We start from the raw sequence: 15,341 nt of genomic DNA, 5'->3' as shown, positions 1-15,341 counted from the left end.
GGCGATAACAGCCGTTTGTTAAGTGTAGACTTTATGCTTTGTAACTAGCCATGCCGCTAGCAATATAGATAGGAGACCCAAGGTGACGGGTATTGAGGACCAGTAGTGGCTAATGAGAGCAGAATTTCCATTTGATTTCCAGGCAATAATTCCTGCAAGGGTCACCATGGTAACAATGCTATATGCTGGCGTTTTAGATCTAGCGAAATAGGCCAAGAATGGAATAACCAGAATAGAGACTAAGAAATATGGGATAGTCACTGTGAATATGCCAACTAGAAGGAGTCCATTTTCAGGGCCTAGATTTTCAAAAATTATTTTTGGGATTTCGATAGCGCTAGTGTAGCCGACAACCACCTCTAAAAAGAAAGCAAGAGCAGATCCGACAATTATCGCAGCATAAGAATTTTTCATTTTTCCCTCATTGCTCTAGAACACTTAACGCCGCGCACAGGGGCGGCCAAATAAGCGCAGCGTTTTGGGCGTCCCAGCGACCAACGGGAGCGATTGCTGCACCTTGTTATAAGGCGACTAGTCGCTATACCAAAACCTTACAAATTTTTTGTTGCTTTTACTCCAAAAATATAGAGATCCAGCACTCTCAAATTTAAAATAATCTAGTGCGGAGCTAGAAAAGTCAGCCTCTTCCGGAAAGACATTATTCTCTGGCCAAGCATTTTCTACATATGAGCGAAATGTCGTCGGAGACAGTGCCCCTATGCCCATAGCTGGAGTAGAGTATACATAACCCTTGTCCGGATATGCTTTATCCAAATTACCTTCCTCCAGTGCAATCCATTTATAACCATATGGAGTTGATAAATATATAAAGAGGCCGTCTCCATTGAACTTTGTACTGACTAGTATATAAGCGAAATCTAATACACCGTCACTGTTGAAGTCACCCTCCGCTTTAGAAAAACGACTGCCCGAGGAATAGGAGTTATGTGCATTATCCCTCTCTTCCCCTGAGAGCTCCTTTTCACTTGGAAGTCTCCAGCCATCGGGAAGATTTAATGCAAATGTGGGTATAGACAGAGCTGAAAAAAATAGAGCTAGAACAATCCTCATATTTTCAATGCCTTATAACGCCTCAAACACCAGCTTGGTGGAGTTGGCGGCTTTTTGGAAAAAAGGTGACAACTTTGCCAAGTCCGCGTGCTTTGACTTGTTAACTGTGGCCCTAGAACTCACCTGCCATTACCCCGTTGTACCATTCTGTTATGTTTGGTTTGGTTAATCGCTGCGACCAATCTACTTCATTTAGTGGCTTGGAACCGATAACGAAATAGACTTTACCACTTGAATCGAAGCAGGCTAATGCGTTTGTTTCGCTACTCTTGGCGAAAGGGAATAGCTCAATGCTTGATTTCAGGTCGCTGTTCACAAGCTCATAGCTAATGTCGTATAAGCCTGAAGATGAGCCGATAAACCACCAGCGCAATTCGCCAAATTCACCTGCGTTTGTAATAAGCCCATCATATTCTTGTGGGTATGAGAACCCATGACTCTGAGCCTTGTAATATTCTTGATTATCCATATGTACAGTTAACGCCGCAATCAACCGCGGCTACGTTTGTGCGCTTTTTGCGCGATAATGGGAGCGGAGCGACCGCGCAAGAAGTGCGCAAAGTTGGCCGTCGGCTGCATTGCCTGGTTAGCTGCGATTTCACTCCGGTGCATGAGCTCTGAGCTCCACCAGCTTTTCTGCAACCAAATTCGATGCCAGATCTTTTGGCCATGTGTTATGCGAAAGAGCACCATCTTCTTTATTTATAACAATTGTTTCTCCGCTTTCAGTTAAGCCGTAACCATATCCAACCGAGAACTTCCATTCGCTATCAGCATCTTTGATACGTATTGGAGACCCACTAAAAGCCGAATACTTTTCAAAATAGAGATTAGCCAGTATTGCGGCGTCCTTCTCTCTTTCTATCTCCTGAACTTTTACGCTCTCGTAAAAGGCAATATTTTCAGCCGCAAACTCAATTTCATCCGGGTTTAGCTCTGCCAGTAACGGACTCGACCAAATCAATAAGCTAAGTAGGATATTTCTCATGGCTCTCAGTAGCAGCTAACGCCGCGAGCAGTGGCAGCTTGCTTTCGGCGCTTTATGCGCGAAAATGGGAGCGGAGCGACCTGCGCATAAATTGCACAAAGTAAGCTGTCCGGTGGAGGCCCGAAGGGCCGGAACGAAATGCCTCGCCTTGTTATACGCCTAGCCACAGTAAAAGACGTCCTGCAGTTTCATGGACTTATCAAAATTAACGTATACACAGCCATCCATAATGTCACCATCAAGTAATGCAGACTTTCTTAACTGAAGAAACCTATAACTTCTGAACCTTACTGATGTGCCGCCCTCGCGTTCGACTATTTCAAATGGATAGTAGCCGAAAGGAAATTTCGCTTCCTTACCAAGCTCCGCGTACGCCTTGTTTAGAATGATCAGATCATTCTCTGACCACGAAACAGCACCGTACTTTGGCTCAGCTAATGCCAGATCTTTAGCTACAAAGAAACCAAGCCCAAGCGATCCAACCAATAAAAAAGACAAAATTACGATTATTGCGTTCTTCATACTCGATTTTGCGTATAACGTTGCCAACAGCGGCGGCCGGAGCGCTTGGCGTGCGTAGCGCGCCGCGTAGGCCGTCCAGCCGGCGCCCGAAGGGCGCGGGCGATGCTGCTTGGCCTAGTTATTAAAGGCACGGTTTGCACGACCTACTGGCACGCTGCCCGTAGCGCAGCGGAGGGCCGCAACCCAATTAAGACGAGAAAGAATACCAAAACTTACCCGCCCGTGAATTCTCTTACCGGCACCTACAATACTGGATTGAAGGTGCGGAACCACATTTGTTGAACGAAGGCTCTAGGAGCGAAACTGCCAGCCTGGAACCTTGCGACATACCCGATACTGAAAACGCTCTTAAACGGCACAAAACTTCCGCGTTTCTAAATTTTCCAACCAGAATTTTGGTTGCCGTAATAACGCCCACAGCAGTGGCGGCCGAAGCATAGCGTAGGCCGTCCCGCAGAGGCCCCGCCAGGGGCCGGCGCTAACTGCCTGTGATTGTTATGTGGGTTCACATGAACCCCCAATATGCGCCCCACGCTAACCCAAGGGCTGTGGCAAGCTGAAACCAAGCGCTATACCTTTTATACAGAGCTATTCCACCAACTAGAAGCCCGAAGCTTGCTGGACCGAGTACATAGCCACCCCAAATGGCCCAACCCTCACAATCCGGCGTGCCCTCTGGGCATGTATATATACCCGTTAAAGACCACAAGGCGCTCGCTAATAATATTGCTCCAGAGAGAGCAAGAACTAACGCAAAAAAATTTCTAATATTCATCTGCGCCTCGATCCGATAGCCACATAACGCCCACAGCACGGGCGGCCGGAGCGCAGCGTAGGCCGTCCCGCGGAGGCCCGAAGGGCTGTAGCAACGTGCCTGTGATTGTTATGTTTTGCTACTTTGTACATGTGCTATCAGCCTGTAGAAAACCAACTATATCCTTGTATCCTCTCTCAAGTGCGACTGATTTCGCCGTATTGCCCAACTCGTCAGGAAAATTACAAGTCGCACCTTTCTGAATCAGGTACTTAACCACCGTCAAATGGCCATTATAGCTTGCGGCCACCAACGGAGTATCTCCCTTGATAGAGACATAATCTAGTGATCGTACCTTTTCGGAAAACTCCTTCACTTTTTCAAAATCCCCGCTAGCACAACTAATGATCAGATTTACCTTGTCATTGGCATCGTAGAATCCGCATCCAGAAAGTATTAATACAGTAGAAATAACGAACGCTTTCATGCCCATGGTCCTAAAACATAACGCCCAGCGCAGGCGCAGCCAGCGCGGAGCTCCTTTTGTGTTAATGTTTGAGCGACAGCGAGTAACACAAAAGGTGCGTAGCGTTGGCTGTCGCTCTGCCGCTGCTTGTTATGCACTAGACGCTCCGATGGTAGAGAATAATTGCGATCACATCAGAAAGGATTGCTCTGTGCGATGATTCCATATCATCAAAGTGCAATTGATCACGTTCTAATGCCGCTTTAACTCTGCCGCAGGCAGCTAGACAAAGATCAGCCTCCTCCTCATCATCAAAACCACCCTGCTCCAAAATGGATCGATATTCTGAGCCTATCCAGCGATTTCCTACCTTCTTTATATCCCAATTGAGCCGCTCTCTGCAGAATTCAGCCAAGCGATCTTCATGGTCATGATATTTTATTGGCGGATCGAGAAGACACAACTGGTCAATCAACTTGTTAACCAGATCAGCATAGCTATCATCTTCTGGCTCATAAATTTCCTCTGCATGACTCCAGGTTAACTCCCAATTCCCACGAATATGGGAAAGTTGACGGCATTTCATGTAATCAAATAGTTCAGAGCAGCTGAAAAAGTCTTTAATTTTTTGATTCACTGTGTGAGTACCGATGATTGCATAACAGTTTATTCAAAGGCCGACGACTCTTTATCACTTTGGCTCTTGATCCCCGATAGCCAAATCTCGGGAGAAATAAAAAGCCATTGAAATCAATTGGTTACGATTTAATGTTTAAATATTAACCGGAATTAACGAGCGAACGCCTGTGTCGTTTATTTTTTGTACGGCTCTTGATCATATTACGGGGGCTTTAGGAATCAAAGGCTTGCGCGATATTCGGTGTGATCAAGAGCCAGTGGCTTTTGATCTTGGGGGAGGAGGCATAAAAAAGGGCGAACCGAAGTTCGCCCTATCGCAGGTCCTGTGAGACCGGGATTTACTCGCCGAGGGTAAACAGCTCGGTGTTGCCGCCGGTGGCGACGACGTTGATGGTCTTGGTTTTTTCGTTGGCGAAGCGGAACAGGTAGTGCGGGCCGCCGGCTTTGGGGCCGGTGCCGGAGAGGCCCTGGCCGCCGAACGGGTTGACGCCCACCACGGCGCCGACCATATCGCGGTTGACGTAGGTGTTGCCGACGTTGATGCGCTTGAACACGGCGTGCGCGCGGCCTTCGATGCGCGAGTGCAGGCCGAAGGTCAGGCCGTAGCCGGTGGCGTTGATGCGGCGGATCACGTCTTCCAGTTCACCGGCCTTGAAACGCACCACGTGCAGGAACGGGCCGAACACTTCGCGCTTCAACAGCGAGAAGTCCTCGATCTCGACCACCTGCGGGCCGAAGAAGGTGCCGTTGGCCGGTTTCTTGCTCTCGTCGAACGCGAACAGCGGCTTGGCTTCTTGCTGCATGCGCTCGCGGTGGTCTTCGAGCATGGACAGGGCCTTGTCGTCGATCACCGGGCCGATATCGGTTTCCAGCTTGGACGGGTCGCCGAGGGTCAGTTCCTCGCAGGCGCCCTTGAGCATGTTCAGCAGGTTGTCGGCGATCACGTCCTGCACGCAGAGGATGCGCAGGGCGGAGCAGCGCTGGCCGGCACTGAGGAAGGCGGATTGGATCACGTCGTCCACCACCTGCTCGGGCAGGGCGGTGGAGTCGACGATCATCACGTTCTGGCCGCCGGTCTCGGCGATCAGCGGGATGATCGGGCCTTCCTTGTCCGCCAGCTGCTTGTTGATCAGGCGCGCGGTTTCGGTGGAGCCGGTGAAGGCCACGCCGGACAGGCGCGGGTCCTCGATCAGCGCCGCGCCGACGGCGGCGCCGGTGCCGGTGATCAGGTGCAGCACCTTGGTGGGCACGCCGGCGTCATGCATCAGCTCTACCGCGCGGGCGGCGATCAGCGGTGTCTGTTCGGCGGGCTTGGCCAGTACCGCGTTACCGGCGGCGAGGCCGGCCACCACCTGGCCGGTGAAGATCGCCAGCGGGAAGTTCCACGGGCTGATGGTCACGAAGGTGCCGCGGCCGCTCAGGAACAGCTGGTTGCTCTCGCCGGTGGGGCCGGGCAGGTCGGTCGGCTCGCTGAAGTGCTTGCGTGCACCGTTGGCGTAGTAGCGGCAGAAGTCCACCGCTTCGCGCACTTCACTGATGCCGTCGTTCAGGGTGCGGCCGGCTTCCAGGCAGATCAGCGCGGTCAGGTCGTTGATATGCTGCTCGTACAGGTCGGCGATGCGGTCCAGGATCTCTGCGCGCTTGGCGCCGCCGAGGCGGTCCCAGGCGATCTGTGCTTCGCTGGCATCAGCGTAGGCCTGCTCGATCAGCTGCTTGTCGGTGTTGGCGGTGTAGCCCACCAGCGCGCCGGTGGCCGGGTTGTGCACCGGCAGGTCGGTTTTGCCCATAACGCCGTCGACGATCGGGCCGCCGCGAAATTCCTTGCCGCGCATCTTTTCCACGGTGGCCAGCAGCGGTTCCACCGCCAGCGGGTCGGTGAGTTCCAGGCCGTGTGAATTTTTCCGTGGCAGTGCCTCTGCGCCCATGTAAATGTCCTCTGGTACCGGGATTTTCGGGTGGCGGTAGGGGTTGCAGGCTTCGCTCAGTTTGAGGGTGTCCTGCACCAGTTCATCGATCGGGGTTTTCTCATCCATAAAGCGGTTTACGAATGAGCTGTTGGCGCCGTTCTCGAGCAGGCGGCGCACCAGGTAGGGCAGCAGGTCTTTGTGCGCACCCACCGGGGCGTACACGCGGATCGGCACACGCTTGCCGTGTACCGCTTCAACCTGCGCGTACAGCAGGTGACCCATGCCGTGCAGGCGCTGGAACTCGAAACCTTCGCTGTCGCCGGCCATTTCCAGGATCAGGCCCACGGTGTAGGCGTTGTGGGTCGCGAACTGCGGGTAGATGGCATCGCGCGCATCCAGCAGCTTCTGCGCGCATACCTGGTAAGACAGGTCGGTGTGGCACTTGCGCGTGTATACCGGGTAGTCGGACAGGCCCATCTGCTGGGCGTGCTTGATCTCGGTGTCCCAGTAGGCGCCCTTCACCAGGCGCACCATCAGCTTGCGGCCGGTGTCGCGGCCCAGCGCAATCAGCCAGTCGGCCACGTGCGGAGCGCGCTTCTGGTATGCCTGCAGCACGAAGCCGAGCCCCTGCCAGTCTTTCAGTTCCGGGGCGCGGGCCAGGGCTTCAAAAATGTCCAGGGAGATATCGAGGCGCTCGGCTTCCTCGGCGTCGATATTGAGGCCCATATCGTATTTGGCCGCCGCTGCGCACAGGCGCATGACCTGCGGCAGCAGCTCGCTCATAACCCGCTCGCGCTGCAGCACGCTGTAGCGCGGGTGCAGAGCCGAGAGCTTGATCGAGATGCCGTTGGCTTCGACCACGTCGTGCTGGGTGTTGTGCTTGCCGATCTTCTCGATCGCCATCATATAGGCGTCGAAGTAGCGCTCGGCGTCCGCCATGGTGCGGGCGCCTTCGCCCAGCATGTCGAAGGAGAAGCGGGTGCCGGAGGCGTTTTCCGCCGGGCCGCGCTTCAGGGCCTCCTCGATGGTGCGGCCCAGTACGTACTGGCCGCCCATGATTTTCATCGCCTGCATCATCGAGGTGCGCACCATCGGCTCACCCATGCGGCTGACCAGGCGCTTCATCCAGGACGAGGGTTGGTCGGTGATGTCCGGGTCGAGTTCGACGATACTGCCGGTCAGCATCAGGCCCCAGGTGGAGGCGTTGACGAACAGCGAATCAGACTGGCCGCGGTGGCTGGACCAGTTGCCGGAGTGCACTTTCTCGGCGATCAGCTTGTCGGCGGTGTCGGCATCGGGCACCCGCAACAGGGATTCGGCCAGGCACATCAGTGCTACGCCTTCCTTATTGGACAGACCGAACTGCTGCAGGAAGGCGTCCAGGGTACCGCGCTTGCTGCGCTGCTGGCGTGAATGGCGTACCAGCTCGCGGGCGCTGTGCAGGATACGTTGGCGCAGCTCGTCGCTGGGGCGCGGTGCGGCCAGCAGTTCACTGACGCACTGGTTTTCATCCGCGTGCAGATACTGGCGGGCCCGCTGGCGGGCACCGTGCAACTGGTCGGTGGATTGGCCGGCAAGTGTTGTCGACATATCGTCTCCCAAACTCTGTCTGTGGGGTCCAGAATAAAAAACCGGATTATGTGCGAAAGTCCTCAGAATTAATCGCCATATTGGCGGCGGTTGTGGTTAAATATAATGCCTATAAGCGTGATCACCAGTAGGGTATGTTGCTATGTCTCGACAGTTGGAAGATCTGGACCGTATCGACCGCCAGATTTTGCGCATCCTTCAGCGTCATGGGCGTCTGCCCAATGTGGAACTGGCACGGAGGGTCAATCTGAGCCCGACGCCGTGCCTGGAAAGGGTCAAGCGCCTCGAGCGCGAGGGCTTTATCCGCGACTATGTGGCGCTGCTGGATCCGCTGAAGGTGCATGCCGGGCTGGTCGTCTATATCCAGGTCACCCTGACCGACACCGCCACCGAGGCACTGGAAGCGTTCAACGACCATGTTTCTAGCCTGGAAGAGGTGCAGGAATGCCATATGGTTGCCGGCGGCTTTGATTACCTGATCAAGATCCGTATCAAGGATATGCTCGGGTACCGCCGATTCCTCGGCGAAAAGCTGGCCTCGATACCCGGCGTACGTGAAACCCACACCTATGTGGTGATCCAGGAGGTCAAGACCGACACCGCGGTCGCGGTGCCGGAGCCGGAGCCCAAGGTGAAAAGCCCCAAGCGCTAGGTGTTGCCGCTCTACTTCCGTATGCCGGGTGTGCGGCGCGGCAGCGCGGCGCGTGACCCGGTATCCCCATTGCGTATCACGCTCCACTACCAGATAGAAGCCACTTAGAGCCACTAAGAAGTCACTGCCGATGCGCGATTCCCCTGCCGTAGACAACCGCCGCGCCTACCTGCTGGCCCTCTCCGCCGTGCTCTGCTGGTCCACGGTGGCCAGCGCGTTCAAGTTGTCGCTGCGCTATCTGACCCCGCTGCAGCTGGTGAGCGTGGCATCGCTGGTGTCCACGCTGCTGCTGGCGCTGGTGGTGGCGAAGTCGCGCAACTGGGCTCTGCTCCGCAGCGCCTGGCGGCGCCACTGGTATTGGTACCTGCTGCTGGGGTTCTGCAATCCGTTTCTCTATTACCTGGTGCTGTTCAATGCCTACCACCTGCTGCCGGCGCAGCAGGTGCTGCCGTTGAACTACACTTGGGGCATTCTGCTGGCGCTGCTGTCGGTGCCGGTGCTGAAGCAACGGCTGCGCCCGCAGGATCTGCTGGCGGCTATGCTCTGCTATGGCGGGGTCCTGGTGATCGCCACCGGTGGCAGCCTGGTCAACCTGCAATTCGAACAGCCGCTGGGTATCGCGCTGGCCCTGTTCAGCACCCTGATCTGGTGTTGCTACTGGCTGCTCAATACGCGCATCGGCGGCAGCGCGCCGGTCAACCTGCTGCTCGGCTTCCTGTGCGGGCTGCCGTGGCTGGGGCTGGCGCTGGTGGTGCAGGGTAGCTGGCAGTCGCCGCCGCTGGCCGGCTGGCTGGGCGCCGTGTATGTGGGCCTGTTCGAAATGGGTATCGCCTTCCTGCTGTGGCAGGCGGCGCTGCTGGCCTGCGACAATACGGCGCGGATCAGTAACCTGATTTATCTCTCGCCGCCGCTATCGTTGCTATTGATTGCGCTTTTGGTGGGCGAACAGATTCAAAAGGCAACCATTGTCGGTCTGGTTTTGATTATGCTCGGTGTCGCAATTCAGAACGGGGCATTGCGCCGTTTGCTCAGGTTGCGCCCGCGCGGCGTGTAGATCGCAGCGCTCAGCGGCGCAGGCCGGTGCTCTGTCGCAGCGGCCCTATGCCGCGACTAGAGAAATTAGCGTGCACTACGAGAGACGTTAGAGAATAAATAGGTACTGTATGGATTTCGCACTCACCGAAGAACAGCAGATGATCCAGGACGCCGCGCGCCAGTTTGCCGAGAGTGAACTGAAACCCGTCGCCGCGGAACTGGACCACACCGGCAACCGCGCCCTGTTGCTGGAAAAGCTCAAGCAGCTGGCCGAGCTCGGTTTTATGGGCATCAATATCGATCCCGACTTCGGCGGTACCGGCGCGGGCAGTATTGCCTTCAGCCTGGCCATCACCGAGCTGGCGCGTGGCTGTGCCTCGACCGCTACCACTACCTCGGTCACCAACATGGTGGCGGAGGTCATCCAGGCCGTGGGCAACGACGATCAGAAAGCGTATTTCCTGCCGAAGATCTGCAGCGGCGAGTATGCCGCCGGTTCCTTCTGCCTGACCGAACCCGGTTCCGGCTCCGACGCCGCGGCCATGCGCACCCGCGCGGCCAAAGAGGGCGACGAGTACGTGCTGAATGGCAGCAAGCTGTTTATCAGCAGCGCGGAATTCGCCGGTGTCTTTGTCGTCTGGGCGGTGACCGATACGGACGCCCCCAAGGGCAAGGGCATTTCCTGCTTCCTGGTGGAGGCGGGCACGCCGGGCCTGATCATCGGCAAGGCCGAGGAAAAGATGGGGCAGAAGGCCTCGGTGACCAACGAAGTGGCCTTCGACGACTGCCGTATTCCCGCCGCCAACCTGCTCGGCGAGGAAAATCGCGGCTTCCGCATCGCCGCCGGTGAACTGGCCGGCGGCCGTATCGGTATCGGCTCGCTGGCGCTGGGTATCGGCCTGGAAGCGCTGGATTGCGCGCGCGGCTATTTGCAGGAACGCGAGCAGTTCGGCAAGCCGCTGGCCCACTTCCAGGGCCTGCAGTGGCAGTTGGCCGACAAGTACACCGAGCTGGAGGCGGCGCGCCTGCTGCTGATGCAGGCGGCCTGGCAGAAAGACGCCGGCCAGCCGTTCGGCCCGGCCGCATCCATGGCCAAACTCTATGCCAGTGAAAAGGCCAACGAGGCCTGCTATGTGGCCCTGCAGATGCACGGCGGTGTCGGCTATACCCGCGAGTATCCGCTGGAGCGGATGGCGCGCGATGTGCGCATCACCACCATCTACGAGGGCACCAGTGAGATTCAGCGCCTGATTATCGCGCGCCATCTGCTGCAGGGCGTGCGCTGACGGCGCTCCCTTAATCCGACTCACAGGGCCCGGCAACGGAAACGTTGCCGGGCCTTTTTTGTGCCTGGCGGGGGATCTATCGAATCACCTTCACTCCAACGCATGGTGAAAATTCAGCAGGTATTTTCTTCCTACACTTTACGGGGCGAATTGGAATTCTCTGTGAAGGCTATGGAGTGCCGGTATGTGGAAAGGCGCGCTGGGATTACTGTTACTGCTGAATATGTCGCTGGCCAATGCGCAAAGCGGGGCCGACCTTGCGAAAAAACTGGCGAATCCGGTATCGAGCCTGATCAGCGTCCCTTTCCAGAACAATTTTGATCGCGACGTCGGCCCGCTCGATCAGGGGCACCGCTACACGCTCAACATCCAGCCGGTGATTCCCATAAGCCTGAATGACAAGTGGAACCTGATCAGCCGCACCATTGTTCCGGTGATCAACCAGGAAGATGTGTTCCCGCAGGCGCCGGAAAAAACCGGCCTCGGCGATACCACCCAGAGCCTGTTTTTCTCGCCGGCAGAACCGGTCAATGGTATTACCTGGGGGGTGGGCCCGGTTTTCCTGTTCCCGACCGCCACCGAGGATGAACTGGGTACCGAGAAATGGGGCGCGGGTCCCACCGCTGTGGTGCTGAAGCAAACCGGTGGCTGGACCTATGGCGCGCTGGTTAACCATATCTGGTCGTACGGCGGCAATCGCAATCGCGCCGACATCAACAGCACTTTCCTGCAACCTTTTGCCGCCTACACCACGCCGAGTGCCTGGACCTACACCCTGCAGACGGAATCCACCTACGACTGGGAATCGGAGCAGTGGAACGTGCCCGTGGCCTTTCTGGTGGCCAAGTTGTTCAAGGTGGGACAGCAGACCTACCAGATACAGGCCGGGCCGCGCTATTACGCCGAGAGCCCGGATGGCGGCGCTCACAATATGGGTTTTCGTTTTAATTTCATTCTGCTTTTCCCGAAATAGAGTGAATCTGCCACCAGATGGAGTTGGTTATGGATCGGTTCAATTGCCCCCGTAAACAAATGGCCCTGGTGGCAACCGCCGGCGCGCTGTTGCTATCGCCGCTGGCCAGTGCCGGCGGCCTGATGGTGTGGGAAATCGGCACGCCCACGCTGGGCACGGCCGGCGCCGGCTGGGCGGCGATGCCCGAAGATGCGTCCACCGCCTATACCAACCCGGCCGGTACCGTGTGGCGTGACCATACCGAGATGATGGCGGCCGGGCAGTTGCTCTATGGAAACCTCGATTTCAGTAATGGCGGCGCCAGCACTGTGCCGGGAAACGACGGCGGCAATGCGATCGAGTGGTTCCCGGGCGGCGGCTTTTTCGCCGCGGGGCACCTCAGTGACCGCCTCGGCTGGGGGTTTGCGATGGCCGGCAATGTCGGGGGCGTCCTGGATTACAACAGCAGCTGGAAGGGCCGCCGCTTCGTCACGGAGACCAGTCTCATCGGTATGAGCCTGCTCCCGTCCCTGAGCTGGAAGGCGAGCGACTGCCTGTCTATAGGTCTGGGCCTCAACGTGATGGGCGGCTATTACAAATACGAATCGCGTCCCCGCTCGGGCCTGGCTCTGGGGGACGGCAGGCTGAAATACGACGATATCGATATCGGCTATGGCGGCAACCTGGGCGTGATCTACAAGCCGACCGATACCACCACGCTGGGCTTTACTTACACCTCCGAGGTGGACTGGAAATTCAGGGATGATTTGCGCCTCAAAGACTTCGGGCCGCTGTTTTCGCCGCTGGTCGCACGGTTGAACGGCGCGCGTACCAAGATCGATATGACGGTGCCGCAGACGGCAACCGTCAGCTGGCAACAGCGCCTTACGCCGTATACCACCCTGTATTCCAACCTGAACTGGCAGGAGTGGTCGCAGTTTGGCTACATCGGCTTTGAGATTGATAATCCGAACCAGACCAGCGCCACGATCAACCGGGAATACGATGATACCTGGCATGGCGCCCTCGGCGTGCGCCATCGCTTCACTGCGGGCAGGTTGCAGGGGTGGTCGTTCTCCACCGGCGTGGCCTTCGACAGCAGCATGGAGGACCTGGGCTCGCGCACCGCGGATCTGGTGGTCGACAACGCCTGGCGGCTGGGGCTGGGAGCGCGCAAGGAACTGTGCCCGGGACTGCGGCTCGATGTCGGCTATACGCTGGTGTGGATGGGGGATACCAGGATCGACCAGAGCGGTGGGGCACCGTTTAATCCCCGGCTGCAGGGCACTTACGACAATTATGCGCTGAATTTCTTTGGCGCGTCGGTGCAGTTCGAGCTGTAAGCGCCGGAGTTCACCATCTCATTGTGATAGAGTTTTCGCTCGCTGACAGGGCGCCCCGGCGACCTGAATCCGGCTTGTAGCCATAAGGATTTTTTTACGGGCGTGCGCCCAGCGAGTAATTGCCAGCAAAAAAAAGGAAGTACGCATGAGTGGACCAACACCGACGGTTGTCACCGTTGAAGAGGCGGGGGAGGGCAAGTTTACCCAGACATTACAGTCCGGCCCACACCGCCTGGTCGCCGATGAACCCGAGGATGTCGGCGGCGACAACAAGGGCCCCGGTCCCTACGAATACGTGCTGCTCGGGCTCGGCGCCTGTACCAACATGACCATTCGCATGTATGCCGATCACAAGAAAATTCCTCTGCAGCGCGTGCGCACGATTCTGTCCCACCGCAAGGTGCATGCGAAGGACTGTGAAGACTGCGAAACCAAAGACGGCAAGATCGACGAGATAGTGCGCGAGATCACCCTGGAGGGAGAGCTGACCGGTGAGCAGCGCCAGCGGCTGCTGGAGATTGCGAATCGCTGCCCGGTGCACAATACCCTGACTTCGGAAATCGTCGTGCGCTCGCGGCTGGCGTCAACCTAGCGCAAAACAACAGGGCAGTGTCGCGCCTAAATCTGCGATTCCACCGGCAGCCTCCCCAGCACCCGGCACAACAACCGCTGCCAGAGCGTCGAATCCGGATCCCGGTGGACGGTCACGCTTTCCCCCTGTTCGCCGCGGCCGTGCCAGCGCAGCTTCCGCTCCGCGTTGAGTTGCAGTTGCCAGGCGCAGTCGGGCGCTGTCCATTCATCGAACAAATCGTGCAGCTGCCGGTTGATCGCGGGGCAGTGCATCAGCAGGCCGATTTCGGTGTTGCGCAAGACCGAGCGGCTGTCCAGGTTGAGAGAACCGATAAACGCCCAGTCCCGGTCCAGCACCATGATCTTGGCGTGCAGGCTGGCGCGCGATTCTCCCTTGAACCAGTGCAGGCGCCGGCGCTGGTCGGCAATCGGGCGCAGTTCCCACAGCTGCACTCCACTGCGCAGCAGCGGTTTGCGGTAGCGGGCGTAGGCGCCGTGCACCACGGCTTCATCGGTGGTGCCGAGCCCGTTGGTGAGTATCTGTACCTGCACCGCGCGGCGCCGCAGCCCTTCGAACAGCGCCACCCCGCGCTGGCGCGGAATCAGGTAGGCGTTGGCGATTTGCACCCGCTCGCGACATTGCTCGAGCGCCTTTTTCAGTTGGTGCGCGGGGAAATCCTCCGCTGCCAGGCTCTGCGGGTCGGTGGCTTTTTGCGGCGGGTCTGCCAGCAGCTGTGCCGCGCCCCAGTCGAAGTGCACCTGCGCCTCGGCCAGCTCTTGCGCCAGGTCGGCGCCTTCCAGTGCACGGTGGAACTCGGAGCGGGCTTCGGCCGCCAGATGGGCCTGCAGGTGTCCGCGTAGTTTTTCCAGCGAATAGTCTTCGTCGTCAGCCAGCAGCAGTTCCGTCACCGGGACGGAGACCGCGTGATTCCAGTAGTCATCGAAGCAGGCCGCGGCGTCGGCCAGCACGCCGCCGATGGCCATGGTGTCGACATCGAGAAACTCCACCTCCGCGTTGCTGAAATAGCCGTCGGCAATATTGCGCCCGCCGGTGATCATCACCAGCCCGTCGGCCACCAGTAACTTGTTGTGCATGCGGTGGTTGATACGGCCGAAGTCGAGTGCCTGCTCCAGGCTGCGGCGCAGGCCGCTGCGTCCCTCGACCGGATTGAAGACGCGAATCTGCATATTGGGGTGGTTGGCGAGCGCGGAGACCCAGGGGTTGACCAGGCGCGTACCCAGGTCGTCCACCAGTAGTCGCACACGCACGCCGCGGTCCGCCGCCTGCAGCAGTTTGGCCGTGAGCAGGCGGCCACAGATATCATCGCTGTAGATGTAGTACTGCAGATCCAGGGAGACCTCGGCTTCCTCGACCAGCACGGCGCGGGCAACAAACGCCGACAGGCCGTCGTGCATCAGGTGAAAGCCGGATTCGTCACCGCCGCGGGTGCCGCTAGCGGCGGCCACGCCGTGTGCCAGCCGCGTATTGACGGCGGGGGGCAGGGCACTGGTACGGGGGCGGTTGGCAGTTTTGTGCATGGCTGTGGCGGTGCGGCGGATTGTGGC

At 57.8% G+C, this 15,341-nt stretch carries 15 protein-coding genes; 6 read left to right on the top strand and 9 right to left on the bottom strand.

Going from position 1 to position 15,341, the window contains the following annotated elements:
• Positions 1-18 precede the first annotated feature (18 nt).
• The 8 genes from ABDK11_RS11205 to putA all read right to left on the bottom strand — a co-directional run bounded on the left by ABDK11_RS11205 (position 19) and on the right by putA (position 7,937).
• Positions 19-414, bottom strand: coding sequence for a hypothetical protein (locus ABDK11_RS11205; RefSeq protein ID WP_346836594.1), 396 nt, complete (start codon positions 412-414; stop codon positions 19-21).
• 117 nt (positions 415-531) lie between these two features.
• Positions 532-1,071, bottom strand: a complete 540-nt coding sequence (locus ABDK11_RS11200) for a hypothetical protein (protein ID WP_346836593.1) — start codon at positions 1,069-1,071, stop codon at positions 532-534.
• A gap of 112 nt (positions 1,072-1,183) precedes the next feature.
• Positions 1,184-1,540 carry a hypothetical protein gene (locus ABDK11_RS11195; protein WP_346836592.1) on the bottom strand — a complete coding sequence of 119 codons (357 nt, stop codon included), beginning with the start codon at positions 1,538-1,540 and terminating at the stop codon, positions 1,184-1,186.
• Between the two features lie 129 nt (positions 1,541-1,669).
• Complete coding sequence (locus tag ABDK11_RS11190) at positions 1,670-2,059, bottom strand: hypothetical protein (protein WP_346836591.1); 390 nt, start codon at positions 2,057-2,059, stop codon at positions 1,670-1,672.
• A 159-nt stretch (positions 2,060-2,218) separates the two neighbouring features.
• Positions 2,219-2,581 carry a hypothetical protein gene (locus ABDK11_RS11185; protein ID WP_346836590.1) on the bottom strand — a complete coding sequence of 121 codons (363 nt, stop codon included), beginning with the start codon at positions 2,579-2,581 and terminating at the stop codon, positions 2,219-2,221.
• Between the two features lie 893 nt (positions 2,582-3,474).
• Positions 3,475-3,822 carry an ankyrin repeat domain-containing protein gene (locus tag ABDK11_RS11180; RefSeq protein WP_346836589.1) on the bottom strand — a complete coding sequence of 116 codons (348 nt, stop codon included), beginning with the start codon at positions 3,820-3,822 and terminating at the stop codon, positions 3,475-3,477.
• Between the two features lie 136 nt (positions 3,823-3,958).
• Positions 3,959-4,438, bottom strand: coding sequence for a hypothetical protein (locus ABDK11_RS11175; RefSeq protein ID WP_346836588.1), 480 nt, complete (start codon positions 4,436-4,438; stop codon positions 3,959-3,961).
• A gap of 340 nt (positions 4,439-4,778) precedes the next feature.
• Positions 4,779-7,937 carry a bifunctional proline dehydrogenase/L-glutamate gamma-semialdehyde dehydrogenase PutA gene (putA, locus tag ABDK11_RS11170; protein ID WP_346836587.1) on the bottom strand — a complete coding sequence of 1,053 codons (3,159 nt, stop codon included), beginning with the start codon at positions 7,935-7,937 and terminating at the stop codon, positions 4,779-4,781.
• 142 nt (positions 7,938-8,079) lie between these two features.
• Between putA and ABDK11_RS11165 the strand changes: the two genes are divergently transcribed.
• The 6 genes from ABDK11_RS11165 to ABDK11_RS11140 all read left to right on the top strand — a co-directional run bounded on the left by ABDK11_RS11165 (position 8,080) and on the right by ABDK11_RS11140 (position 13,797).
• Entirely contained in the window at positions 8,080-8,589 is a 510-nt protein-coding gene (locus ABDK11_RS11165) for an Lrp/AsnC ligand binding domain-containing protein (protein ID WP_346836586.1), read from the top strand.
• 130 nt (positions 8,590-8,719) lie between these two features.
• Entirely contained in the window at positions 8,720-9,643 is a 924-nt protein-coding gene (locus ABDK11_RS11160) for a DMT family transporter (protein WP_346836585.1), read from the top strand.
• 109 nt (positions 9,644-9,752) lie between these two features.
• Positions 9,753-10,910: an acyl-CoA dehydrogenase family protein gene (locus ABDK11_RS11155; protein WP_346836584.1), complete on the top strand. Its 1,158-nt coding sequence runs from the start codon at positions 9,753-9,755 to the stop codon at positions 10,908-10,910.
• A gap of 184 nt (positions 10,911-11,094) precedes the next feature.
• Entirely contained in the window at positions 11,095-11,883 is a 789-nt protein-coding gene (locus ABDK11_RS11150; RefSeq protein ID WP_346836583.1) for a transporter, read from the top strand.
• A gap of 29 nt (positions 11,884-11,912) precedes the next feature.
• Positions 11,913-13,205: an outer membrane protein transport protein gene (locus ABDK11_RS11145; protein ID WP_346836582.1), complete on the top strand. Its 1,293-nt coding sequence runs from the start codon at positions 11,913-11,915 to the stop codon at positions 13,203-13,205.
• A gap of 145 nt (positions 13,206-13,350) precedes the next feature.
• A complete protein-coding gene (locus tag ABDK11_RS11140; RefSeq protein ID WP_346836581.1) occupies positions 13,351-13,797 on the top strand; it encodes an OsmC family protein in 447 nt (148 codons plus the stop codon).
• A gap of 26 nt (positions 13,798-13,823) precedes the next feature.
• Here the strand turns inward: ABDK11_RS11140 and ABDK11_RS11135 are convergent, their stop codons facing one another.
• Positions 13,824-15,314: a phospholipase D family protein gene (locus ABDK11_RS11135; protein ID WP_346836580.1), complete on the bottom strand. Its 1,491-nt coding sequence runs from the start codon at positions 15,312-15,314 to the stop codon at positions 13,824-13,826.
• Positions 15,315-15,341 lie beyond the last annotated feature (27 nt).

It is taken from the genome of Microbulbifer sp. SAOS-129_SWC (genome assembly GCF_039696035.1).
GTDB lineage: Bacteria > Pseudomonadota > Gammaproteobacteria > Pseudomonadales > Cellvibrionaceae > Microbulbifer.
Note: the sequence above shows the minus strand (reverse complement) of the source record. Positions and strands in the feature narration are given on the sequence as shown.

Coding starts and splice junctions, on each gene's coding strand:
- ABDK11_RS11205 (WP_346836594.1), bottom strand. CDS start 414: ATGAAAAATTCTTATGCTGCGATAATTGTCGGATCTGCTCTTGCTTTC.
- ABDK11_RS11200 (WP_346836593.1), bottom strand. CDS start 1,071: ATGAGGATTGTTCTAGCTCTATTTTTTTCAGCTCTGTCTATACCCACA.
- ABDK11_RS11195 (WP_346836592.1), bottom strand. CDS start 1,540: ATGGATAATCAAGAATATTACAAGGCTCAGAGTCATGGGTTCTCATAC.
- ABDK11_RS11190 (WP_346836591.1), bottom strand. CDS start 2,059: ATGAGAAATATCCTACTTAGCTTATTGATTTGGTCGAGTCCGTTACTG.
- ABDK11_RS11185 (WP_346836590.1), bottom strand. CDS start 2,581: ATGAAGAACGCAATAATCGTAATTTTGTCTTTTTTATTGGTTGGATCG.
- ABDK11_RS11180 (WP_346836589.1), bottom strand. CDS start 3,822: ATGAAAGCGTTCGTTATTTCTACTGTATTAATACTTTCTGGATGCGGA.
- putA (WP_346836587.1), bottom strand. CDS start 7,937: ATGTCGACAACACTTGCCGGCCAATCCACCGACCAGTTGCACGGTGCC.
- ABDK11_RS11165 (WP_346836586.1), top strand. CDS start 8,080: ATGTCTCGACAGTTGGAAGATCTGGACCGTATCGACCGCCAGATTTTG.
- ABDK11_RS11160 (WP_346836585.1), top strand. CDS start 8,720: ATGCGCGATTCCCCTGCCGTAGACAACCGCCGCGCCTACCTGCTGGCC.
- ABDK11_RS11155 (WP_346836584.1), top strand. CDS start 9,753: ATGGATTTCGCACTCACCGAAGAACAGCAGATGATCCAGGACGCCGCG.
- ABDK11_RS11150 (WP_346836583.1), top strand. CDS start 11,095: ATGTGGAAAGGCGCGCTGGGATTACTGTTACTGCTGAATATGTCGCTG.
- ABDK11_RS11145 (WP_346836582.1), top strand. CDS start 11,913: ATGGATCGGTTCAATTGCCCCCGTAAACAAATGGCCCTGGTGGCAACC.
- ABDK11_RS11140 (WP_346836581.1), top strand. CDS start 13,351: ATGAGTGGACCAACACCGACGGTTGTCACCGTTGAAGAGGCGGGGGAG.
- ABDK11_RS11135 (WP_346836580.1), bottom strand. CDS start 15,314: ATGCACAAAACTGCCAACCGCCCCCGTACCAGTGCCCTGCCCCCCGCC.